Genomic DNA, 22403 nt, shown 5'->3' with positions numbered 1-22403 from the left:
AATCCTCCCTAGATCAGCCGTCCGATGGCGGCGGCGGTATCGCCCATTCGGTTGGAGAAGCCCCATTCGTTGTCGTACCAGGAGAGGATGCGGCACAGCCGGCCCTCCATCACCCTGGTCTGGTCCATGTGAAAGACCGAGGACCGGGGATCGTGGTTGAAGTCGGAGGACACGTTCGCCTCCTCCGTGAAGCCGAGGATGCCTGTCAGACGCCCCTCCGCCGCCTTGCGGATCGCCGCGTTGATCTCCTCCACCGTCGTGTCCCGCGCAGCCTCGAACACCAGGTCCACCACCGAGACGTTCGGCGTCGGAACCCGGATCGCAACCCCGTCCAGCTTCCCCTTCAGCTCCGGCAGCACAAGGCCCACCGCCTTCGCCGCCCCCGTCGAGGTCGGGATCATCGACAGCGCCGCGGCCCGCGCCCGGTAAAGGTCCTTGTGCATCGTATCCAGCGTCGGCTGATCCCCGGTATAGCTGTGGATCGTCGTCATGAAGCCCCGCGTGATGCCGACCGCGTCGTTCAGGACCTGCGCCACCGGGCTCAGGCAGTTCGTCGTGCACGAGCCGTTCGAGATCACCAGATCCTCCGGCCGGAGCACCTTGTCGTTCACCCCGAACACGATCGTCTTGTCCGCCCCCGCCGAGGGCGCCGACACCAGAACCCGCTTCGAGCCGTTCTCCAGATGGATCGCCGCCTTGTCCCGGTCGGTGAACAGCCCCGTGCATTCCAGCGCGACATCCACCCCCTGCCACGGCAGCTCCGCAGGGTTGCGCAGCGCCGTCACCTCGATCGGGCCCCGGCCGACGTCGATCGTCGAACCCTTCACCCGAACCTCGCCCGGAAACCGGCCGTGCACGCTGTCGAACCGAAGCAGATGCGCGTTCGTCTCAACCGGGCCAAGATCGTTGATCGCCACAATCTCGACGTCGTTCCGACCAGACTCCACTATCGCCCGCAATATGTTCCGCCCGATCCGGCCAAATCCGTTGATCGCTACCGTCGTCGTCATGCTGTCCTCATCTCTTTTGCGGCAATCGCCACGGCGGAAGCCGTGATGCCGAAGTGTCGGTAGAGTTCGGGCGCGGGGCCGGAAGCGCCGAAACCGGTCATGCCCACGAACCGGTCGGACGGGCGGAGCACCGCGTCCCAGCCCATGCGGATTGCGGCCTCGATGCCGATACGGGGCGCGACGCCCAGAACCTCGCGCCGGTAGGTCTCCGGCTGCGCGGCAAAGAGTTCGAAGGACGGCAGCGACACCACCGCGGCCTCTATTTCTTCGGCCGCAAGCGCATCGGCGGCGGCAAGCGCGATCTCCACCTCGGAGCCAGTGGCGATCAGCGTGACGTGCCGCCGTTCCGCCCAGCGAAGGACATAGCCTCCGCGCGCGGTCATGTTCATCGAGGCATCGGTCCGGACGGTCGGCAGGTTCTGGCGCGAGAGCACCAGCATCACCGGGCCCGTCCGCGCCGCCATGGCGATCTCCCAGGACTCCGCCGTCTCCACCGCATCGGCAGGGCGCAGAACGGTGAGATTGGGGATCGCGCGGAGCGAGGCGAGATGCTCGACCGGCTGGTGCGTCGGCCCGTCCTCGCCCAGGCCGATGGAATCGTGCGTCATGACGAAGGTCGTCGGCACGCCCATCAGCGCCGCCAGCCGGATCGCGGGCCTGGCATAGTCGGCAAAGGCAAGGAACGTGCCGCCATAGGGACGGAACCCGCCATGCAGCTGGATGCCGTTCATCGCCGCCGCCATGCCGTGCTCACGGATGCCGTAGTGGATGTAGCGTCCGCCGAACTCACCGGGCGTCACGGGAAGGAGCTGTTTCGTCTTGGTCAGGTTGGAGCCGGTCAGGTCGGCCGAGCCGCCGATGGTGAAGGGCAGCGCTTCGTTCACCACGCCAAGCGCCATTTCGGACGCCTTGCGCGTGGCCACCTTGGGGCGCTCGGCGACGAGCTGCTCCTTGAACGCGGCCATCGGCGCGGCCAGCGGGGCCGGATCGGTCGCCAGATCGGTCAGGAAAGCGCCGCGGTCGGAGGAGGCGGCGAGCCGCGCCTGCCAGTCCTGCCGGGCACTCGCCCCGCGTTCCGCGATGGCACGGAAGGAGGCATAGACTTCCGCGGGAATATCGAACGCGCCCCAGCTCCAGCCGAGATGCGCGCGGGCGGCGCCGATCTCCTCCATCCCGAGCGGCGCGCCATGCACGTCATGGCTGCCCTGCTTGTTCGGAGCGCCATAGCCGATCACCGTGCGACAGGCGATCAGCACGGGCTGGTCGGAACCACGCGCCTCCTCGATCGCATCGGCGATCTCGGCATGGGTATGACCCTCGACCGTCAGGACCTTCCAGCCGGACGCCCGGAAGCGCGCCTTCTGATCGGTGGAAGTGGAGATCGCGGTGGATCCGTCGATGGTGATGCGGTTGTCATCCCAGAACACGATCAGGCGGGAAAGCTTCAGATGGCCTGCGAGGTCTATGGCCTCCTGGCTCACGCCCTCCATCAGGCAGCCGTCGCCCGCCATCACATAGGTGTAGTGATCGACCAGATCGGGAAAACGGGCGGCAGCCATCCGCTCCGCCAGCGCCATGCCGACGGAGGTGGCGATACCCTGCCCCAGCGGGCCGGTGGTGACCTCGATCCCCTGGGCATGGCCGTATTCGGGGTGACCCGCCGTCCGCGCACCGATCTGCCGGAAAGCGCGGATCTGATCCATGCCCATGTCGGAATAGCCGATCAGATGGTGCAGCGCGTAGAGCAGCATGGAGCCGTGACCCGCGGACAGAACGAAGCGGTCGCGGTCGGGCCAGCTCGGATCGGCAGGGTCGATCCTGATGAAGCGGTTGAACAGCACGGCCGCAACGTCGGCCATGCCCATCGGCATTCCGGGATGCCCGGAGTTCGCCGCCTGCACCGCATCCATGGTCAGGGCGCGGATCGCATTGGCCATCAGCCGTTCATCGGCGCGCGCGGCAATGGGAGCTTGCGTGTTCATGGCGTCCTCTCAGTGGCTGTGGCGCTTGGCGTTGGTGACCAGGCGCTCGATGAGCGGCGTCAGGATGAGCTGCATGGCGAGATCGAGTTTCGGACCCGGCACCACGATGGAATTCGCTCGGCTCATCCACGATCCGTTGATCATGGAGGTGAGGTAGGGGAAGTCGATCCCGTGCGGGTTCTTGAACCGGATCACGACGAGGCTCTCGTCCACCGTCGGGATCCAGCGCGCGACAAACGGGTTTGACGTATCCACGACCGGGACGCGCTGGAAGTTGATGTCGGTTTCGGTGAACTGCGGGCAGATGCAGTGCACATAGGCATGCATGCGCCGCAGGATCACGTCGGTGACCGCTTCCGTCGAATAGCCCCGATGCGCCCGGTCGCGATGGATTTTCTGGATCCACTCAAGGTTGATGACCGGAACGACGCCGACCTTCAGGTCGGAGAAACGGGCGATGTTGACCTCGTTGTTGGAGACGGCGCCATGCAGGCCTTCGTAGAACAGAAGGTCCGAGCCATCCTCGAACGGCGACCAGTCGGTGAAGGTGCCGGGCGGCGCCTGAAAGCGCTCGGCCTCCTTGTCATCATGGACATAGTGCCGCGTGCGCCCCTTGCCCGTCTCTCCATACTCGCGGAAAACCCGTTCCAGCTCGACCAGCTCATTGGCCTCGTAGGAGAAATGCGAGAAGGTGTAGTCCCCCTCCGCCGTGCGACGGGCGAGTTCGCTCTTCATCTCGGCGCGGTCATAGCGGTGGAAGGCATCGCCCTCGATGGAGACCGCCTTTATCCCCTCGCGGCGGAATATCTGGTCGAACGTGTGTTTGACCGTGCTGGTCCCCGCGCCGGAAGAGCCGGTGACCGATATGATGGGGTGACGCAGGCTCATCTCATCAGCTCCTGAAAAGTCCGCGGCTGCCGAAAAGCGCCGATGTCTCGTTGTCGGGCAGGTCATGGTAGGAGGACACGCGCGCGACGTTCTGCGCACAGCCGAACACGAAAGGCGTACGCTCATGGATGCTGCGCGGCGCATGATCGAGGATCAGGTCGATCCCGTCGGTCGCGGCACCGCCCGCCTGCTCCACGATGAAGGCGATCGGCGCGCATTCGTAAAGGTAGCGGAGCCGCCCGCGCTCATACCCCTTGCGGGAATCCCCCGGATAGAGAAACACCCCGCCGCGGGAGAGGATCCGGTGCGTCTCCGCCACCAGAGAGGCGACCCAGCGCATGTTGAAATCCCGCGTCCGCGGCCCCTCCGTTCCGGCGACGCAATCGTCGATGTAAGCGCGGATCGGGCGCGACCAGTGACGGTAGTTGGAAGCGTTGATGGCGAATTCCCAGGATTTGGGCGCCATTTCCATGCTGGCGCGAACGAGCCGGAACCGGCCGCTCTCGGGATCGAGCAGGTATTTCTGCACCCCCTCGCCCATCGTCGCCACGAGGCAGCATTGCGGCCCGTAGATGACATAGCCCGCCGCGACGAGATCCCGGCCCCGGCGCAGGAAGCTCTCCTCTGCCGTCGCCCCCGCCGGGTAGATGGCAAAGATGGTGCCGATGGACACGTTGACGCCGATGTTGGAAGATCCGTCCAGCGGATCGATTGCCAGCGCATAGGCGCCCTCGGGGTTGAGCTCCTCGGCTTCGTCCCGCTCCTCCGAGGCGAAGAAGCGAACGGCACTTCCGATCAGCGCTTCCCGGAACGCGTCATCCGCGATCACGTCGAGCGCCTTCTGTCCGTCGCCGCCCGCATTCTGGCCGCGCATCTCGTCCAGCACCTCATCCAGACCGTCCCGCGCGATGCGCGTCTGAAGCGCCGCGGCGACGGTGGCAATTCTCTGAACCACGTCCTGAAGCGCGACCGGGATATGGGACTTCGGCAGTATGGGCGTTGCGTCCTGCATGGCCTGTCTCCCTTCTGATGAAAGGAACTTGCGCGAAGTTTGCTTTCATGGAAATTTTAAAATGACGAATGCCTTTTCAGGAAAAATGAAATGCCCCGCGTCGACGCCGTCACCCTTCGCCAACTCCGAATCCTTGCTGCAGTGGCATCCAACGGCTCCCTCACCGCAGCGGGGGAGCGACTGGGACTCACGCCGTCTGCGGTGCATGCACAGATAAGGAACCTTGAAGCCGCGCTGGCCGTGCCTCTGCTGCGGCGCGCCGATAACGGGGGTGGCTCCGAGCCGACGCCGGAGGCCGCGCTGGTTCTTGAGGCAGGCCGCCGGATCGAGGTGGCGCTGACGCAATGCGCCGCACAGATCACCGCTCTGAAAAGCGGCCACGCCGGGCGGGTCACGCTTGGCGTTGTTTCAACTGCGAAATACTTCGCCCCCCGCCTTGTCGCGCGGCTGCGGGCGATCTGCCCGGATGTGGAGGTGGTTCTGCGCGAATCGAACCGCAGCGGTGTTGTGGCCGATCTGGAGCGCCATGCCGTGGACCTGGCCATCATGGGCCGGCCGCCCCGCCACCCGGAGGTTTCGGCCACGATGATCGGCCCGCATCCGCACGGGATCGTCGTGCCCCCGGATCACCCGCTTGCCGGGCGGCAGGTCACGATCGAGCATCTGCTGAACGAAACGATGATCACCCGTGAGGAAGGGTCCGGTACGCGGATCCTGATGACGCGCTATCTGGATACCGAAGCGGAAGGCCAGGTGTTCGACCTTGTCCAGATGGGATCAAACGAAACCATCAAGCAGGCGGTCATGGCGGGGCTGGGTATCGCCTTTCTGTCGCTGCACACCGTCATGGATGAGCTGTCACACGGGCGGCTCGCGCTTCTTCATGCACCGGGGCTGCCGATCCTCAGACGGTGGTTTCTGGTCTATCCCGCGCATGTCCCGCTGACACCGGCGGCGAATCGCATCCGCACGGAAGTGCTCGATCTCAAGGGCAGCTTCCTTCCGGCAAACGACCTCTCGCTTGCAAGCGGAGGGGATAGGCCCGCCGGCAAGCCCTGACCGCGAACGGCATGTCATATCATCGGGTCGGGTGATTTCTGGCAATAAGTCGCAGCGGTCAGGCGACCATGGCCTGCTCCCCCTCGGGTGCGACCGTTGCGCTCCGCCGGCACTTTGTCAGGGGCGCAGCGATCTAGGCGACCGGACCGCCGAGCAGCCGCGCGAGACTCCGGCGAAGGTCCATCTCCGCCAACGGTTTGGCAAGGACTTCCGCGCCGATCTGGCTGGCCGCTTCGGAGATGAACTCCAGTTGCTCTGCGCTGACCATGAGCGCGGGCAGCGGCTTGTCCACCCTGTCGCGAAGCGCTGCGATCACGTCGCAGCCCGTCTCTCCATTGTCGAGCCGGTAATCGCTCAGGATCGCGTCCGGCGCGCCCTGCGCAAGGGTGGCAAGCGCGCCTTCCAGTCCGGCGGCCGTGGTGACCTCCACGCCCCACGAGCGGAGGAGAAAGGCGAAGGCGCTCCGAACGCTCGGATCATTCTCCACGATCAGGATGCGGTGCCCTGCGAGGAAGTCCAGAAGCGCACCCGGATCCTCTACCGCGCCGACCCGCTGCGGCGGCAGAAGACACATCTCCCCCAGTCGCGGGAGGCGCACCCGGAAGCGCGAGCCCTTGCCCGGAGCGCTGATGAGTTCGAGCGGATGGCCAAGCCGCTGACAGGCGCGCTGCACAATGGAAAGCCCAAGCCCGGAACCCGGTTGATCAGATCGGGAGAGGCGCTCGAACTCATTGAAAATCCGGCTCTGATCGGCAGGTGCAATGCCCGGCCCCTGATCCAGAACCTCCAGCCAGATATCATCGCCATCCCGGCGCGCACCGACAAGAACCTTGTTCCCCGTGGTGTATTTCAGCGCGTTGGAGACAAGGTTCTGCGCGATGGACCGCAGCAGGACGGGATCGCTCAACACCGTCTGCGCGGTGGGCACGAACCGCAACGACACCTGCCGCCCGGTCGCGAGGGGTTGCAGGTCGATGCCTATACGCTGGAACAACCGACCGATCGACACCGGGGAAATGGACACCTCGGAACGGGCCGAATCCAGCTTGGCAATATCCAGAAGCGTACGGATCAGCTCTTCGGCGGAATCGAAGCTGGCGGTGATGCGCTCCACCAGTTCGGCCTGCAATGGCTCCCTGGAGGTCTCCGCGAGATGCGTGAGGAACAGCTTCGCCGCGCTCAGCGGTTGCAGGAGGTCATGGCTGGCGGCGCGCAGGAAGCGTGACTTCGCGCGACTGGCCTGATCCGCAGCCTCCCGCGCGCGGGCCAGCTCGGCATTCGCCTCCGACAATTCGGACAGGGCGCGCTCCAGTTCGCGGTTCCGGGCCAGGACTTCTCGCTCCAGCATGGCGGCCGTGCGCGTCAGGGCGTAGGAGGAACCACGTGTCTCCTCCATCCGCTGCAGACGCTGCATCAGCGCGGCATTGATCTGCTCCAGCTTGTCGATCCGCCTCTGGGGACCGTCACTTTCCCGAAACATCGGGCCCTCCCCCGCCCAGGAAGGCAAGACCCACGAAAGTCTGGTTCACGTGGATACCGCCGTGCTGCTCACCATAAGTGTTGAAACCGGCCACGCGAAAGGTGCGGAAGATGCGGTCCGCATCAAAAAGTTCTGATGAGTCGAGAGCAATTCGTCGCAGGATGCAGTCGAAGCCCAGCACCATGTCCACCGGCAGCGACAGGCGGGAAAGCCTGTCTTCCAACCCCTCCATGGGGCTGATGGCATGCCCGAGCATCAGCACCGTTCCCGTCTCCAGCAGCGACATCAGCTTCAGCCCGCCTTCCGGCGTCACGCTCCGAATGGCGCGAACGAAGTTTCTGCCGCCGATCCGCACCATCAGCGGGTGACGGGCAAAGACCGCAGGCCCCAGCTCCTCCACGCGGTAACCGGTCCGCACGGCATATTCCTCTGCCGCGGGCTCGCCGTTGATGGTCAGCAGGAGACGTTCCTCCGGCAGCGCATCGGTCACCACCATGGGGACGCCGTCAGGTGTGAAGTGGTCAAAGACCACTTCCTCCACCTCCGAAGGCGTGGACAGCAGGCAGAAAACCGCGCTTCCGCCCCGGGCTTCCCCATTGAGGGCGAGCGCTGTCTCCGTGAAGCGCAGCCCGTCCGCCGTGGAGCCCCCGAGCACCAGAAGGCCCGGCAGGGTGGAGTCCACCACCGCCGCAACCAGTTCTTCACGCCCGCTCAGCCCATCGACCAGCAGCAGACCAAAGCGCGAGCGGCCCTGCTCCTCCGGGATCGCGGCGGAAAGCTCCCGCAAAGCTCCCATCCAGTCCAATGTCGCGTGACGGGCAAGTTCCGACAGCCAGATGGCGCCCGCCTGAAAGCCGGTGGCGGGAAAGACCACCAGCACCACCCCGTCATCCCGCGGCCCGCCGTAAGCGAACCCGCCGGCGGAGGAGCAGGCGACAACGGTCGTTCCGGGAACCGCCACACCGATACGGTCGGACAGCAGGCGGACATCATCCCGATCGGCAGCAAAAGCCAGCACCAGCGCCAGCTCTCGCCCCTCCTCGACCAGCCGGGCCACGCAACTCTCCACGTCACCAGAAATGGCGAACGGCGACCCTTCTGCCGCTAAAGACATGATCGGCCCGTCAGTGATCGAAAATCTTCGCGCGTGAGGCAAGAAGGGCCGCCTGCGTCCTGTTTCGCACCCGGATTTTCTCCATGATCGCGGCGATATGAGTCTTTACCGTCGCTTCCGCGATCGACAATTCGTAGGAAATGATCTTGTTGGGCCGGCCCTGACAGATGAGCCGCAGGATGTTCATCTGCTGCGGCGTCAGCGTGGCAAAGGTCCGGGCCAGTTCCTCGGCCTCCGAACTGCCTTCCGGGTCATAACACTCCGGTACGACCGTCTCCCCCGCCCACATGCGTTCAAGCGCGGCGATCATCTGGGCCCGCGGCAGAGATTTGGACAGATAGCCGCATGCCCCCGCGCCAAGCGCCGCGGCAATGCTACAGCTTTCCAGATGCGCCGAAATCACCGTCACGGGCGCACCGGGAGCCAGTTGCCGGAGCGTCAGCACGCCATCCACACCCGACACATCCGGCAGGGTAAGGTCCAGCACCACTGCATCCGGCGCATGATCACGGATGGCCGCGCGAGCCTCTGCCAAGGTTGCCGCCTGCCGCACGCTGGTCAGCCGAAACGCATGGCGAAGGGTTATCGCAAGAGCATCGCACATCAAAGGATGATCGTCGACGATCAGGACATCCCGGACAGAGTTGCTATTCGCGCCGCGCGCGACATCGCTGCCGGCGTCCAAAACAGGACGTTCGTTCATGACTTCCTCCCTTTCCGGTCGCCTCTCCCCAAAGGCGCCCGGAACCTGAGACAGAATACTGCCGATACCACCGGAGTCTAAGACTTTTTCTTAATGGCAACTTATGGACGCATTTTCCGGGCACCTGAAAGACTTGCGGCCCGAGCATTGCCCATCAAAGTGATACTTTCGCAGAAATATGTTTCACTACAAGATGATAGATGTCGCTCACAACTGCGGAAAAGCAGCAGCCAAAGATGCGTATTGCCGACAAACCATACTTTAGAATGAGGCCAATGAAAAAGGGCGCCAGAGGCGCCCTTTTCAGGATTTCAAGATGATCAGTGTGCCGTCGCGCCGGAGGCCGCGACACGTTCCTGCCGGGCAGCGAGGGCTGCCGCCTCCTCCGCAGCCTCATCCCATTCGATGGGCTCCGGCTGGCGGGTGAGGGCCATCTTCAGAACTTCCCGCACGTGGGACACCGGGATGATCTCCAGCCCCTGCTTCACGTTGTCCGGGATGTCCGCCAGATCCTTGGCGTTTTCCTCCGGGATCAAGACCGTCTTGATACCGCCGCGCAAGGCCGCGAGCAGTTTCTCCTTCAGCCCGCCGATCGGCATGGCATTGCCGCGGAGCGACACCTCACCGGTCATGGCGATATCCTTGCGCACCGGGATACCGGTCAGGACCGACACGATGGACGTCACCATCGCCAGACCCGCCGACGGCCCGTCCTTCGGCGTCGCGCCATCCGGGACGTGCACGTGGATGTCGATGGCATCGAACTTCGGCGGCTTCACTCCGACCTGCGGAGAGATGGAGCGCACGTAGGACGCCGCCGCCTCGATCGATTCCTTCATCACATCGCCCAGTTTCCCGGTGGTTTTCATCCGCCCCTTGCCGGGCAGTTTCAGCGCCTCGATGTGCAGAAGGTCGCCTCCGACGGAGGTCCAGGCAAGCCCGGTGACCACGCCGACCTGATCTTCCTTCTCGGCCAGACCGTAGCGGAAGCGCCGGACGCCGAGGTAGTCCTCGAGCTTCTCGGGGGTGACTTCCACGCTCTTGACCTTGCCCTTCAGGATCTCCGTCACGGCCTTCCGGGCCAGTTTCGCGATCTCCCGCTCAAGGTTACGGACGCCGGCTTCCCGCGTGTAGTAGCGGATGACATCCATCAGCCCCTCGTCGGTGATCCTGAACTCGCCCTTCTTCAGGCCGTGGTTCTTGACCTGTTTCGGGATCAGGTGCTGCTTCGCGATCTCGCGCTTCTCATCTTCGGTGTAACCCGCGACGGAGATGATCTCCATCCGGTCGAGAAGCGGCCCCGGCATGTTGTACGAGTTCGCCGTGGTGATGAACATCACGTTGGAGAGATCGTATTCCACTTCGAGGTAGTGATCGACAAAGGTCGAGTTCTGTTCCGGGTCCAGCACCTCCAGCATCGCGGAAGCCGGATCGCCACGGAAGTCCTGACCCATCTTGTCGATCTCGTCGAGCAGGATGAGCGGGTTCGTGGTCTTCGCCTTCTTCAGCGCCTGGATGATCTTGCCGGGCATGGAGCCGATGTAGGTCCGGCGGTGGCCGCGAATCTCCGACTCGTCCCGGACACCGCCGAGCGAGATGCGGATGAACTCACGCCCCGTCGCCTTCGCGACACTGCGGCCGAGCGAGGTCTTGCCGACGCCGGGAGGGCCGACGAGGCAGAGGATCGGGCCTTTCAGCTTCTGGCTCCGGGATTGCACCGCCAGATATTCGACGATCCGCTCCTTGACCTTCTCCAGACCGTAGTGATCGGCATCCAGCACTTCCTCGGCCTTGCCGAGATCCTTCTTGGTGCGCGACTTCACGCCCCACGGGATCGACAACATCCAGTCGAGATAGTTCCTGACGACCGTGGCCTCCGCCGACATGGGCGACATGGACTTCAGCTTCTTCAGCTCGGTCTCGGCCTTTTCGCGTGCTTCCTTGGAGAACTGGGTCTGCTTGATCCGCTCCTCCAGTTCGGCAACCTCGTTCTGGCCTTCCTCGCCGTCGCCGAGTTCCTTCTGAATGGCCTTCATCTGCTCATTCAGATAGTATTCGCGCTGCGTCCGCTCCATCTGGCTCTTGACCCGGGACTTGATCTTCTTCTCGACCTGCAGGACGGACATTTCCCCCTGCATCAGCCCATAGACCTTCTCCAGCCGCTCGCCGATATCGAGCGTTTCCAGCAGGTCCTGCTTCTGCGCCACGTCAACGCCAAGATGCCCCGCGACCAGATCGGCCAGCCGCGCCGGTTCCTTGGTGTCGGAAACGGCGGCAAGCGCCTCCTCGGGGATGTTCTTCTTGATCTTGGCGTAGCGGTCGAACTCGTCCCCCACGGAACGCAGCAGCGCCTGCACCGTCGATTTCTCGCCGGGGGTCTCGTCGAGCAACTCCGCCCGCGCCTCGAAGAAATTCGGGTTGGAGACGAAGTCGGTGATGTTTACACGCGCCTTGCCCTCGACCAGCACCTTCACGGTGCCGTCCGGCAGCTTGAGCAGTTGCAGCACGTTGGCGAGGACGCCGGTCTTGTAGATCCCCTCAGGGGAGGGCTCGTCCTCGGACGGGTCGATCTGGGAGGAAAGCAGGATCTGCTTGTCGTCCTGCATGACCTCTTCGAGCGCCCTGACCGATTTCTCGCGACCCACGAACAGCGGCACGATCATGTGGGGGAAAACCACAATATCGCGGAGCGGCAGCACGGGGTAGCTGTTGGTCGGGTGTTCGCTCATGCTCTTTCTTCCTTTCCTGGCAGGAAGGCACCGGTCCCGCTCATTCGGCAACCCTTGGCCTTCCCCGCTCTTCGGAGGCTATATTTGGGGGGCGGAAGCGCGGCTTTCAACCTGCCGCGCAGCAGCCTTCCCCGCCACAATGACGGTATGGCGGCAGGGTTGCAAGGCGGGGTGGCACGGGTTCGCCGATGCGGGTGATTGCTCTTCGCCGCCCATCGCGCTAGCGGGGGGAAAAGGAGAACCGCGATGCTGTCCTACCAGCACGGCTATCATGCCGGGAACATGGCCGATGTGCATAAGCATGCGCTTCTCGCCGTCATGCTCGACTACCTCGCCCGCAAGGAAAAGCCGCTCACCTACATGGAGACGCATTCGGGCCGCGGCCTCTATCGGCTGGACGGGGCGGAAGCCGCCAAGACGGGCGAAGCCGCGCAGGGGATCGCCGTGGCGGAGCGGCTGGGCTGGTTCGCGCCCGACCACCCCTATGCCCGGCGTCTGGCAGAGGTGCGGGAGCGGTTCGGGCCCGCGAGCTATCCCGGTTCGCCGCTGATCGCCGCCCTGTCGCTGCGCCGGTATGACGTGATGACGCTCGCGGAACTGCATCCCCAGGAATTCGCCGCGCTGGAGGAGACGATGGCCCCCTTCCGCGCCACGGTGCTCCATGAGGACGGGTTGGAGATGGCGCTCTCCCGCACGCCGCCCGAACCGCGCCGGGGCATGCTGTTCATCGACCCGAGCTATGAGGTGAAGGAGAACTATGCCGCCCTCCCCCGCTTCGTGGGGTCGATCGCGCGGAAATGGAATGTGGGTGTGGTGGCGCTCTGGTATCCCGTGCTGTCGGGTGAGCCGCATCGCGGAATGCTGGCCGACCTGACCCACGCTCACCCAGATGCGCTCCGCCATGAGGTCCGCTTCCCTCCCGCGCGGGACGGTCATCGGATGATCGGGAGCGGCATGTTCATCCTCAACGCTCCGTGGGGCCTCGGGGATGAGGCGCGGCGCCTCACCGGCCTGTTCCGCTCGCTGAAGTGACCCGCCACCGGCAGTTGCACCTGCAGTCATGACACGGCGCCGGGCTTCCTCAGAATCGCCGTCCCGAAGGTGCGAAAAACCACCTGCCAAGTGAGCAAGCGCTGACCCGGTCTGCCTGTCCCGGATATACAGGCGTCCTACCCGCGCGCGCGGGCTGTGGGTCAACACGTCGCCGGGGCGGGTCAGCAGATAGGGTCCTACCCGCGCGTCAGGCGGGGGTTTCAGTATTGACGATGATGTAAAAACTCATGAATTCTAACCGTGCGCACAGGGCGGTCGGGGTTTTGCGTCAAACCCGGACACATGCGTCCTCTCTGCGGGCGTGGGGAGGAGCACGAAGCGTGGCAAGCCATCTCCGCGCACATGTGGTGGCCGACGGGGAATTATTGCAGACTGCACCGTTTGTCTTGACCCGTTTTGGGTCGATGCTGACCAGACCGGCATCCGCATGAAACTGGAGTTTTGTCCGTCGAAGCACTTCGGTGCTTCACGATCCCACATAATTTCCCCGCGTATTTCACAGGCATGCCACCCCCCCGGGTAAATGACCCGACGAAGGCGGCGGGACCTCTTCAACCTCCCCTTGATCCCGCCGCGACATCTCCCGCCATTCCGCGGCAGCCGGAAAGACCGGGGTTCGATGCCCCGGGCTTTCCGCCCTCAGGTCAGGGTGAGCGGCTCGATATCGCCTTCGGCCCGCTGCGCCTCGAACGCGGCCACGAAATCCGACAGCCGTCCCTCGGAGATCGCCGCGCGTAGCCCTGCCATCAGCTCCTGATAGTAATGCAGGTTGTGCCACGTCAGCAGCATGGAGGAGATGATCTCCTGCGCGCGGAACACGTGGTGGAGATAGGCCCGCGAATAGTTCCGGCAGGCCGGGCAGGTGCAGTCCTCGTCCAGCGGGCGGGGGTCGTCCTGATGGCGGGCGTTCTTGATGTTGACCTGACCGCGCCGCGTCCACGCCTGCCCGGTCCGCCCCGAGCGGGAGGGCAGAACGCAATCCATCATGTCCACGCCACGCACCACCGCGCCCACGATGTCGTCCGGTTTGCCCACGCCCATCAGATAGCGGGGCTTGTCCTCCGGGAGCGTCCCGGGCGCATAGTCCAGCACCCCGAACATCGCCTCCTGACCCTCACCCACCGCGAGGCCGCCAATGGCATAGCCGTCAAAGCCGATGGCTTTCAGCGCCCCGGCGGACTCCTCGCGCAATTCCTGCGTGACACCGCCCTGCATGATCCCGAACAGCGCGTGTCCCGGCCTGTCGCCGAAAGCATCGCGCGAGCGTTGTGCCCAGCGCATGGAGAGACGCACGGATTTCGCCACCTCCGCCTCCGTCGCGGGCAGCGCGGGACATTCGTCGAAGCACATCACGATGTCGGAGCCGAGCAGACGCTGGATCTCCATCGACCGCTCCGGCGTCAGCCAGTGCTCCGAGCCGTCGATATGCGACTTGAACCGCACCCCGTCCTCGTTGAGCTTCCGCAGCGCGGTAAGGCTCATCACCTGAAAACCGCCCGAGTCGGTCAGGATCGGCTTGTCCCAGTTCATGAAGCGGTGCAACCCGCCCAGCCGGTCGATCCGCTCCGCCGTGGGCCGCAGCATCAGGTGATAGGTATTGCCGAGCAGGATGTCCGCGCCCGTGGCGGCAACGCTCTCGGGCATCATGGCCTTCACCGTCGCTGCGGTGCCGACAGGCATGAAGGCAGGTGTGCGGATTTCGCCCCGCGGGGTGGAGATCACGCCGGTCCGCGCCTTGCCGTCCGTCGCCGCCACCGTGAACCCGAATGTCTCGCTCATCGCCTTCTCCGCTTTCGGTGCCGTCTTCACCATCGGACGCCGCCACTGGGGTCTAGCGTCGGGCTCAGCTGTCGGGCTCCACTGTCGGGCGGTGACATAGGCGATCCGGCGCGGAAGCCCAAGCCCTTTGGCCCACGCGGGCGATGCGACGCCGGGGCGTTCCGGTCAGGCCAGCAACCGCAAGCCTCGCCGCAACCGCGGGCAGGCATGAGCCGCCACCTCGCCTGGGCGGGCCGGCAAGGGGCTGCTCAGCCACAGGCGATCGGTCAATGCGCCAAAAATCCGCATATTATTCCCCCTGCCCCGGAGATTTCCCCCCGTTGGTCCGCGCCGGTCTGGACCCTGCCCGCGCGCTTGCCTATATCAGGCCAAGACCGCCCGCCCGTTGCAGACGAGAGACGCGATGACCGAAGCACTCCCCCTGGAGGGCAGCCCCCTCGTTCAACCCTCCACCACCGACCATCCGCTGTACGACAGCGTGGTCGCGGCCTGCCGCACGGTCTATGACCCGGAGATCCCGGTCAACATCTACGATCTTGGCCTCGTCTACACGATCGACATCACGGATGAGAACGACGTCACCATCCTCATGACGCTGACCGCGCCCGGTTGCCCTGTGGCTGCCGACATGCCCGGCTGGGTCGCAGAGGCGGTGGAGCCGGTGGACGGCATCAAGACGGTGAACGTGCAGCTTACCTGGGATCCGCCCTGGGGTATGAACATGATGTCGGATGAGGCGCGGCTCGAACTGGGCTTCATGTGAGCGACGGGCTTCCGGGCCGTCTTGCCGTTCTGACGGGCGATATCGTCGCCTCCTCCGCGCTTTCCACCGAAGATCTGGATGACCTGTTCCGCGCGCTTGGCGGGGCCGCTGATTCGCTGGCGGCCCTTCAGGATGTCGCGCCACGGCTGACCCGCTTTCGCGGCGACGGCTGGCAGATGGTGGCCGCGCCACGGCTCGCCTTTCGCGCAGCACTGGTCGCACGCGCCGCGGTGCGGGCGGTGGCCAAGGGCCGCGACACCCGTCTTGCCCTCGCCATCGGCGCGGTGGACCGGCTTGGCACCCACGGGTTGGAGGATGCCGCCGGAGCCGCGTTTCTCGCCTCGGGCCGACTGCTGGACCGGCTGCCCGCCAAGCGCCGGATGGCGGCGGAGGGGCGGCTGGCCATCCCGCTCGCGCTTTCGGACGGCATAGTCGCAGGCTGGACAGCGCGGCAGGCGGAAATCGCCCTTCATCTGCTGTCGCATCCGGGCCGGACCCGCGCCGCCGTGGCGGATGCGCTGGGCATTGCCCCGCAGATCGTGCAGCGTCAGGCGGATGCAGCCCGGCTTTGGGCGATTGAGGCCGCGCTGGAGCTGGATGACGGGGAATGACACCCAAATAAAGGTGTGTTTTATAAAAACGCCCAAATATGGATCGCATTCCCGCCTTGATCCCCGATAGTCGGCGTGGCTAGCTTCCCGTAAAGGCCGCAGCAGAGCGATACTCCTGATGATCGAGACCTTTGCCGCTCTGTTCCTTGCCCATGTCCTTGCCGATTTTGTCTTTCAGACCCGGCGCATGGTAGATCGCAAGGCCCATACGCCCGTACTGTTGCTGCACACGGGAATAGTCCTCCTGATGATGTTTCTGACCCTCGGCCGGGTGGACACGCCCGCGCCCTATGTCATCGCAGCAAGCCATCTCGCCATCGACGCGGCAAAGCTTCGGCTGCCGCGTGGGCCCGGAGCCTTTCTGGCCGATCAGGCGGCCCACCTGCTGATCCTCGTCGCGGCGAGCCTGGGCCAGCCCGGCCTTTGGCAGGGCGGTTTCTGGGCCGAACTGCCTTTTCCCGCAACGGAACTGCCTCCGCTGATGCTCATTCTTGGCGGTGCGATCTTTGCCATCCGGGGCGGCGACTTCGCGACAGGTCTCATCGTCACCTCCGTTGCGCCCCGGAACCCGCTGCCGGAGGAGGGGCTGCCGGGCGCCGGACGGATGATCGGCCTGCTGGAACGCGGGCTGGCCTTCACATTCATTCTGGTGGGACAGTTCGAGGCGGTGGGGTTCCTGCTCGCCGCCAAATCTATCCTGCGCTTCGGCGCGATACGGGAGGACCGCGCCGCCTCCGAATATGTGCTCATCGGAACACTCGCGAGCTTTGCCTGGGCCATTCTGACAGCCTTCGCGGTCCGCGCGTTGCTGTCTGTCCTCACGTCCTGACCGGACGGTCTTGAGCAGGAGTGCCCGCGGCCTTACATTGCAAGGTCAAAGCGCGAGGTTTCCCATGTTCAGCATTCCCGGCAAACAGGCCGTCACCCTGACCCCGGCAGCCGTCCGGCAGATCGCCCGGCTGATGGAGCAAGATGGCGCGAAAGGGCTGCGGATCGGCGTCAAGAAGGGCGGCTGCGCGGGCATGGAATACACCATGGACTATGTGACCGAGGTCAATCCCATGGATGAAATCGTGGAGCAGGACGGGGCGCGCGTATTGATTGCCCCCATGGCACAGATGTTCCTGTTCGGCACGGAGATCGACTACGCCACCTCGCTGCTGGAGAGCGGGTTCCAGTTCAACAATCCGAACGTCGCCGAAGCCTGCGGCTGCGGCGAGTCCATCAAGTTCAAGGACATGCCCGCAGGCTGAGGCAGCCTACCTTTCCGCGCGGTCCGCACCCTGCCTTTCCGCGCGGCTCCTTGACCGCCGGCGCTGCTACGCCTTTCAGCCTGCCTGAGCGGCCCTCTCCGCGTGACCCAACGGATATGCGGCAAAGATCATCGCCGCGGATCGCCGTGCATGGGCTGTGATGACCTCCGCCGTCGGTTCCCTGTCCGCCGCCATCAGCGTCCGCACCATGACGGGGTGGGTGCATAGGCTCAGGAACTGCCAGGCTGCCGCCTCCACATCCGGCATGTCGAGCCGCCCCGCCGCGACAAGCTGCGCGAAATAGGCAGCGATGCGACGCGCGCCGGCCACCGGACCCGCCTCGAAAAAGCTCTGCGCGGGGGCCGGTATCCGATCCGCCACGCCCACGACCATGCGGACAAGGGCGATATGTTCGGGTTCCAGCAGGCGGGTGATCAGATCGACGGCATAGCGTGTGAGCACCTCTTCCGGGGCGCCGGCCGGGTCGAGCGCGGTGAGATGCTCCGCCGTCTGCCGCTTGCTTTCCTCAACCAACGCGATGAAGAGCGCTTCCTTGTTCGGAAAATAGACATAGAGCGTCCCCTTGGACACGCCCGCCTCCCGCGCGATGGTCTCCATGCTGGCCGCCTCGAACCCGACGGCAAGGAAGCGGCGGCGCGCGCCCTCCAGGATCTGCTCCCGCTTGGCGCAGGCCCCGGGCAAGGTTTCTTCCCTCATGCTGGCCGTGCTCATGCTGGCTGTGGTCGCATCGGAGATCGGGCTGGCATTCATTACTGCAACTCCGCGTCATCAGCCCTTGCTTTAGCCGGGAAGAGGAGTATGTCAATGCCTGACCGAACGGTTCGGTCAATTCGCCGCACCCGCCGGCCCTCCCGGCCCTCGCTGTCAACGAGCCTCCCCATGCCCCGAGATTCGCTTCAGTCTTCCGACACCGCTCCCGCGCGGACCGACACCGCCCCGCCTGCCAATCAGAAGGCCCCGCCCGGCCGCAAGCGGTTCATCCTGATCGGTCTCGGGGTTGTCGCGCTCATCGCGCTGCTGGCCTTCGGCTGGCACTACTGGACGACCGGGCGGTTCGAGGTGTCCACCGACGACGCCTATGTCCGCGTCGATTTCGCCATCCTCGCCCCCAAGACGGCGGGCTATGTCGCCACCGTTCCCGCCGTCGCCAACCAAGCGGTCCATGCGGGCGATCCGCTCGTGACGCTGGAGGATGGCGACGCGCGTGATGCCTTGGCCCAGGCAGAGGCGCAGCTTGCCGTTCAGCGGGCCTCCATCCAGCGAATCGAAAGCCAGGAGGCCGCCGCCGCAACGAGCATCACCCAGGCCGAGGCGCAGGTGACGGCGGCAGAGGCCGTCTCCGTGCAGGCGGCGGCGGATCTCACCCGCTACATCCGCCTCGCCCAGACCGATGCAGCCAGCGCCCAGCGCCTCGAATCGGCGCGGGCCACTGCGGCGACGGCGGAGGCTTCTCTGGCAGAAGCCCGCGCAGGCATCACCGCGGCAGAGGCCAATGCCCGCGTGGTTTCCGCCCAGAAGGCGGAGGCCGAGGCGATGGTTCCCGGCCTTACCGCCCAGCGCGATCAGGCCGCGCGGGTGCTCGACGAGACGGTGCTTCGGGCGCCGGTCGATGGTGTGGTAGGCAACCTGTCGGTCGCCATCGGCGATTACGTCACGCCCGGCAAGCGGCTGATGGCCGTCGTGCCGCTCCGGGACGGCTATATCGAGGCCAACTTCAAGGAAACGCAGATCGAAAAGCTCCTGCCCGGCACCCATGTCCGGGTGGAGGTGGACGCCTATCCGGACCGCAGCTTCGACGCGACGGTGATGGGCATTTCTCCCGCCTCCGGCGCGGTGTTCAGCCTGCTTCCCCCGGAAAACGCCACGGGCAACTTCACCAAGGTGGTCCAGCGTCTGCCCGTCCGCATCCACGTGCCCGACGATGTGGCGGAGGCCGGATGGCTGCGCCCCGGCATGTCGGTGGTCGTGACGGCGGATACACGCACGACGCCCCCCCGTCAGGACTGAGGCCATGGCCGACACCGCTCTCGCAGCCCCCGCCTCCCGCCCGGAGCCGGTGGTCACGCCGCGCCGCTTCATCGCCTTTGCCGCGCTGGTTTTCGGGATGTTCATGGCGATCATGGATATCCAGATCGTCTCCTCCTCCCTCAGCCAGATCCAGGCGGGCCTGTCTGCCGCCCCGAACGAAGTGTCCTGGGTGCAGACGAGCTATCTCATCGCCGAAGTGGTGATGATCCCGCTGTCCGGCTTTCTGTCGCGGGCGCTGTCCACGCGGGTTCTGTTCACCCTTTCGGCTGCGGGATTCACGCTGGCCTCTGCGCTCTGCGCCTCTGCCACAAGCCTGAATCAGATGATCATCTATCGGGCGCTTCAGGGCTTCATCGGCGGCGGCATGATCCCCACGGCGTTCGCGGCCTCCTACATCATCTTTCCCAAGCGCCTTCAGGGACCGGTCATGGCGGTGGTCGGGCTGACGGTCACGCTCGCCCCGACCATCGGGCCGACCATCGGCGGCTACCTGACAGAGCTTCTCTCCTGGCACTGGCTGTTCCTGATCAACGTGCCGCCGGGGATCGCGGCGACGCTGCTGGCCTGGTTCCTCGTGGACTTCGACGAGCCGGATTACGCCCTGCTCCGGCGGTTCGATTTCCTCGGCCTCGCCACGATGACGCTGTTCCTCGGCTCGCTGCAATATGTGCTGGAGGAAGGGCAGACGAACGACTGGTTCGCAGACGAGACCATCGTGCTGATGACCGCGCTGGCCGTGGGCGGAGCGGTCGCCTTCTTCTGGCGGACCTTCACCGCGCGGACGCCGATCGTGGACCTTTCCACCTATCGCGACAGGAACTTTGCTGTCGGATCGCTCCTGACATTCGTTCTGGGGATCGGGCTTTACGGGCTGACCTACCTCTATCCGCTCTATCTCGCGCGGATCCGCGGTTACACCTCCCTCCAGATCGGGGAGACGGTCTTCGTCACCGGGGCGGCCATGTTCTGCACCGCGCCCGTCGTCGGCAATCTGGTGCGACGGGTGGATCCGCGCAAGCTCATCGGGCTCGGCCTCGCGGGTTTCGCGGCCTCGACCTACATGGTGACACCGCTTACCGCGGACTGGGCGTTCGGCGAGTTGTTCTGGCCGCAGGCGTTCAGGGGCGTATCGCTCATGCTCTGCATGATTCCCATCAACACCATCGCGCTCGGCACGCTGCCGCCGGATCGGGTGAAGAACGCCTCCGGGCTGTTCAACCTCACCCGGAACCTCGGCGGCGCCGTGGGGCTTGCGACCATCAACACCGTGCTTCAAAGCCGCACCGACCTGCACTACCAACGGCTCGCGGAGCAGGTCCGCTGGGGCAGCGTCGCGGCGGCGGAGCGGCTGGCCAATATCGCGGCGGGTCTTTCCAGCACCCTCGGCCCGGCCGCCGACGGGGCCGCGCTGGCACGGGTCGCGGGTATGGTGCGCCAGCAGGCAACCGTGATGGCCTTCGCCGATATCTTCCTCGTGCTTGCGGTCATGTTCAGCGTGACCCTGCTGCTCGTGCCGCTGGTCCAGCGTCCTCAAGGGGCTGCCGGAGCGGCAGGCGGCCACTAGCAGCGAAAAGGCATCGAAAGCGGTTGACTCCGGTCGATCCATGCGTAAAAGGCAGGCTTCAAAGAATTTCGCGGACGCGCGCAGCGTCCGACTGCAGGAGAACACCAATGGCGAAGCCGACGACGATCAAGATCCGTCTGAACTCGACGGCGGGCACCGGGCATTTCTATGTCACCAAGAAGAACGCCCGCACGATGACCGAAAAGATGACGGTCAACAAGTACGACCCCGTCGTGCGCAAGCACGTGGAATACAAAGAAGGCAAGATCAAGTAATCCTGCCTCCTTCGGAAGACTCAAGAACCGTGCCGTGAGGCGCGGTTTTTTCGTTTTTGCCTCTCCGACAAATCTGTCGCCATACGCGCCTCGACCGGCTGACTCTTCTCCGTCGAAGGGGCGCGGGAAGTGAGTCAGCAGGGCAAGAGCTCAGCAGGGCACCGGCATCTGTCCTGCAGCGGCGTCAGAATTGCCCAGCCCTCGTGGGAAACGCTGATATGCGGCTTTGAGCATAACGGAGCATGTCCGGGCTGCTCAGGCGGGAATGAAAACTCCATATCGGCCGGCTCCGCGCCGAACTGCTAGCTTTCTGCCGCGCGAAAGGGAGCATTCCCGCAGTCGCCACCCCTCACAATTTCGACCGGTCCCGCGCCTCTGCAACGGTGCGCGACGATCAATGGCTCCGCCTTTGCCAATTCCGAAGGAGCCAACCGGCGTTCGGGGGTCTGGCGCGCAATCCTTTCCGGTCAGAGCAGCGTGCCCTGACCATCCTCCCCCTCCGGCCCGCCGGCAGCAGGCGGGGCCTTCTTGCGCCGTTTCGGGCTGGCCGGCAGCGCAGGACCGACGATGAGCGTCCCATCGTGGAATTCCAGCTCCAGCGCCGGGGCTGGTTCCGCCGCCATGCGCGAGGTGACAACCTGCCCCTCGGCGCGGACGACGACATAGCCGCGGCGGAGCGTCTCCCGGTAGCCGAGCGTCTGGCGGAGCCGTTCAAGCGCCTCCAGCCGGATCTTCACCCCCTCCAGCCGTTGGGCCACCCCTGTGTCGAGCCGGGTGGAAAGCACCGCCAACCGCTCCCGCCCCCGCGCGGTCGCACGAGCATTGTCGGCAAGGCTGCGGCGAAACCCGGCCTCCAGCGCCAGCGACAGCCGCCCGAGGTTTTCCCGCCGCCGCGTCAGCCCCTGTCCCAGCAGGCCGGGCAGGCGCGCCGCCCTGTCCTCCGCCATCCGCCGCTCATGGATGAGGAATCGCGACAGCAGCGCCGGTTGCAGCCGGACGCCTGCGCGCTCGAACCCCGCCCGGCGCCGGGCCGCCAGCGCGCGGAGCGCCGCAGGAAGCCGGTGGCTCCACAGGTCCAG

Annotated in this window: 20 protein-coding genes; 9 read left to right on the top strand and 11 right to left on the bottom strand. The window is 65.3% G+C overall.

Going from position 1 to position 22403, the window contains the following annotated elements:
- Positions 1–8: 8 nt before the first annotated feature.
- The 4 genes from gap to RT513_RS13070 are packed head-to-tail and all read right to left on the bottom strand — an operon-like array spanning position 9 to position 4892.
- The gene (gene gap / locus RT513_RS13085) at positions 9–1010 is read right to left on the bottom strand and encodes a type I glyceraldehyde-3-phosphate dehydrogenase (RefSeq protein WP_313534107.1); all 1002 of its coding nucleotides are present in this window, start codon (positions 1008–1010) and stop codon (positions 9–11) included.
- The gene (gene tkt / locus RT513_RS13080; protein ID WP_290687338.1) at positions 1007–2992 is read right to left on the bottom strand and encodes a transketolase; all 1986 of its coding nucleotides are present in this window, start codon (positions 2990–2992) and stop codon (positions 1007–1009) included. The genes gap and tkt overlap by 4 nt, the downstream gene beginning before the upstream one ends.
- A gap of 9 nt (positions 2993–3001) precedes the next feature.
- Positions 3002–3880 (bottom strand): phosphoribulokinase, encoded by an 879-nt coding sequence (locus RT513_RS13075; protein WP_088216944.1) that lies wholly within the window; start codon positions 3878–3880, stop codon positions 3002–3004.
- Between the two features lie 4 nt (positions 3881–3884).
- Positions 3885–4892: a class 1 fructose-bisphosphatase gene (locus tag RT513_RS13070; RefSeq protein WP_290687339.1), complete on the bottom strand. Its 1008-nt coding sequence runs from the start codon at positions 4890–4892 to the stop codon at positions 3885–3887.
- 90 nt (positions 4893–4982) lie between these two features.
- Here RT513_RS13070 and cbbR point away from each other — a divergent pair, with 90 nt between their 5' ends.
- A complete protein-coding gene (cbbR, locus tag RT513_RS13065; protein WP_290687340.1) occupies positions 4983–5951 on the top strand; it encodes a LysR family regulator CbbR in 969 nt (322 codons plus the stop codon).
- Between the two features lie 133 nt (positions 5952–6084).
- Here the strand turns inward: cbbR and RT513_RS13060 are convergent, their stop codons facing one another.
- The 4 genes from RT513_RS13060 to lon form a co-directional block, all read right to left on the bottom strand.
- Positions 6085–7431, bottom strand: a complete 1347-nt coding sequence (locus tag RT513_RS13060) for a hybrid sensor histidine kinase/response regulator (protein WP_290687341.1) — start codon at positions 7429–7431, stop codon at positions 6085–6087.
- Complete coding sequence (locus RT513_RS13055; RefSeq protein WP_290687342.1) at positions 7415–8488, bottom strand: FIST N-terminal domain-containing protein; 1074 nt, start codon at positions 8486–8488, stop codon at positions 7415–7417. Before RT513_RS13055 ends, RT513_RS13060 begins: the two co-directional genes overlap by 17 nt.
- Positions 8489–8555: 67 nt before the next feature.
- Positions 8556–9248 carry a response regulator gene (locus RT513_RS13050; protein WP_088216939.1) on the bottom strand — a complete coding sequence of 231 codons (693 nt, stop codon included), beginning with the start codon at positions 9246–9248 and terminating at the stop codon, positions 8556–8558.
- Between the two features lie 320 nt (positions 9249–9568).
- Entirely contained in the window at positions 9569–11977 is a 2409-nt protein-coding gene (lon, locus tag RT513_RS13045) for an endopeptidase La (protein WP_290687343.1), read from the bottom strand.
- Between the two features lie 246 nt (positions 11978–12223).
- Between lon and rlmJ the strand changes: the two genes are divergently transcribed.
- Complete coding sequence (gene rlmJ, locus RT513_RS13040; RefSeq protein ID WP_290687349.1) at positions 12224–13009, top strand: 23S rRNA (adenine(2030)-N(6))-methyltransferase RlmJ; 786 nt, start codon at positions 12224–12226, stop codon at positions 13007–13009.
- 660 nt (positions 13010–13669) lie between these two features.
- Here the strand turns inward: rlmJ and tgt are convergent.
- Positions 13670–14809: a tRNA guanosine(34) transglycosylase Tgt gene (gene tgt, locus RT513_RS13035; RefSeq protein WP_290687352.1), complete on the bottom strand. Its 1140-nt coding sequence runs from the start codon at positions 14807–14809 to the stop codon at positions 13670–13672.
- A 403-nt stretch (positions 14810–15212) separates the two neighbouring features.
- Here tgt and RT513_RS13030 point away from each other — a divergent pair, with 403 nt between their 5' ends.
- The 4 genes from RT513_RS13030 (at position 15213) to RT513_RS13015 (ending at position 17436) form a co-directional block, all read left to right on the top strand.
- Complete coding sequence (locus RT513_RS13030; protein ID WP_035714183.1) at positions 15213–15572, top strand: SUF system Fe-S cluster assembly protein; 360 nt, start codon at positions 15213–15215, stop codon at positions 15570–15572.
- Entirely contained in the window at positions 15569–16183 is a 615-nt protein-coding gene (locus RT513_RS13025) for a hypothetical protein (RefSeq protein ID WP_290687355.1), read from the top strand. Before RT513_RS13030 ends, RT513_RS13025 begins: the two co-directional genes overlap by 4 nt.
- Before the next feature lie 118 nt (positions 16184–16301).
- Positions 16302–17012, top strand: a complete 711-nt coding sequence (locus tag RT513_RS13020) for a DUF3307 domain-containing protein (RefSeq protein WP_290687357.1) — start codon at positions 16302–16304, stop codon at positions 17010–17012.
- A gap of 64 nt (positions 17013–17076) precedes the next feature.
- Positions 17077–17436, top strand: a complete 360-nt coding sequence (locus RT513_RS13015) for a HesB/IscA family protein (RefSeq protein ID WP_290687359.1) — start codon at positions 17077–17079, stop codon at positions 17434–17436.
- A gap of 75 nt (positions 17437–17511) precedes the next feature.
- Here the strand turns inward: RT513_RS13015 and RT513_RS13010 are convergent, their stop codons facing one another.
- On the bottom strand, positions 17512–18153 hold the full coding sequence (locus tag RT513_RS13010) for a TetR/AcrR family transcriptional regulator (protein WP_290687361.1): 642 nt from the start codon (positions 18151–18153) through the stop codon (positions 17512–17514).
- Between the two features lie 183 nt (positions 18154–18336).
- Between RT513_RS13010 and RT513_RS13005 the strand changes: the two genes are divergently transcribed.
- The 3 genes from RT513_RS13005 to rpmG all read left to right on the top strand — a co-directional run bounded on the left by RT513_RS13005 (position 18337) and on the right by rpmG (position 21324).
- Positions 18337–19464 carry an HlyD family secretion protein gene (locus RT513_RS13005; protein WP_290687363.1) on the top strand — a complete coding sequence of 376 codons (1128 nt, stop codon included), beginning with the start codon at positions 18337–18339 and terminating at the stop codon, positions 19462–19464.
- A gap of 4 nt (positions 19465–19468) precedes the next feature.
- Positions 19469–21049: a DHA2 family efflux MFS transporter permease subunit gene (locus tag RT513_RS13000; RefSeq protein ID WP_290687365.1), complete on the top strand. Its 1581-nt coding sequence runs from the start codon at positions 19469–19471 to the stop codon at positions 21047–21049.
- A 107-nt stretch (positions 21050–21156) separates the two neighbouring features.
- Entirely contained in the window at positions 21157–21324 is a 168-nt protein-coding gene (gene rpmG / locus RT513_RS12995; protein WP_011750518.1) for a 50S ribosomal protein L33, read from the top strand.
- Positions 21325–21791: 467 nt separating this feature from the next.
- Here the strand turns inward: rpmG and RT513_RS12990 are convergent.
- Positions 21792–22403: exodeoxyribonuclease VII large subunit (locus tag RT513_RS12990; RefSeq protein ID WP_290687407.1), on the bottom strand; the 612-nt coding region annotated here is incomplete at its 5' end.

This window comes from Haematobacter sp., from assembly GCF_032102465.1.
In the GTDB taxonomy this organism is placed as follows: Bacteria; Pseudomonadota; Alphaproteobacteria; order Rhodobacterales; family Rhodobacteraceae; genus Haematobacter.
Note: the sequence above shows the minus strand (reverse complement) of the source record. Positions and strands in the feature narration are given on the sequence as shown.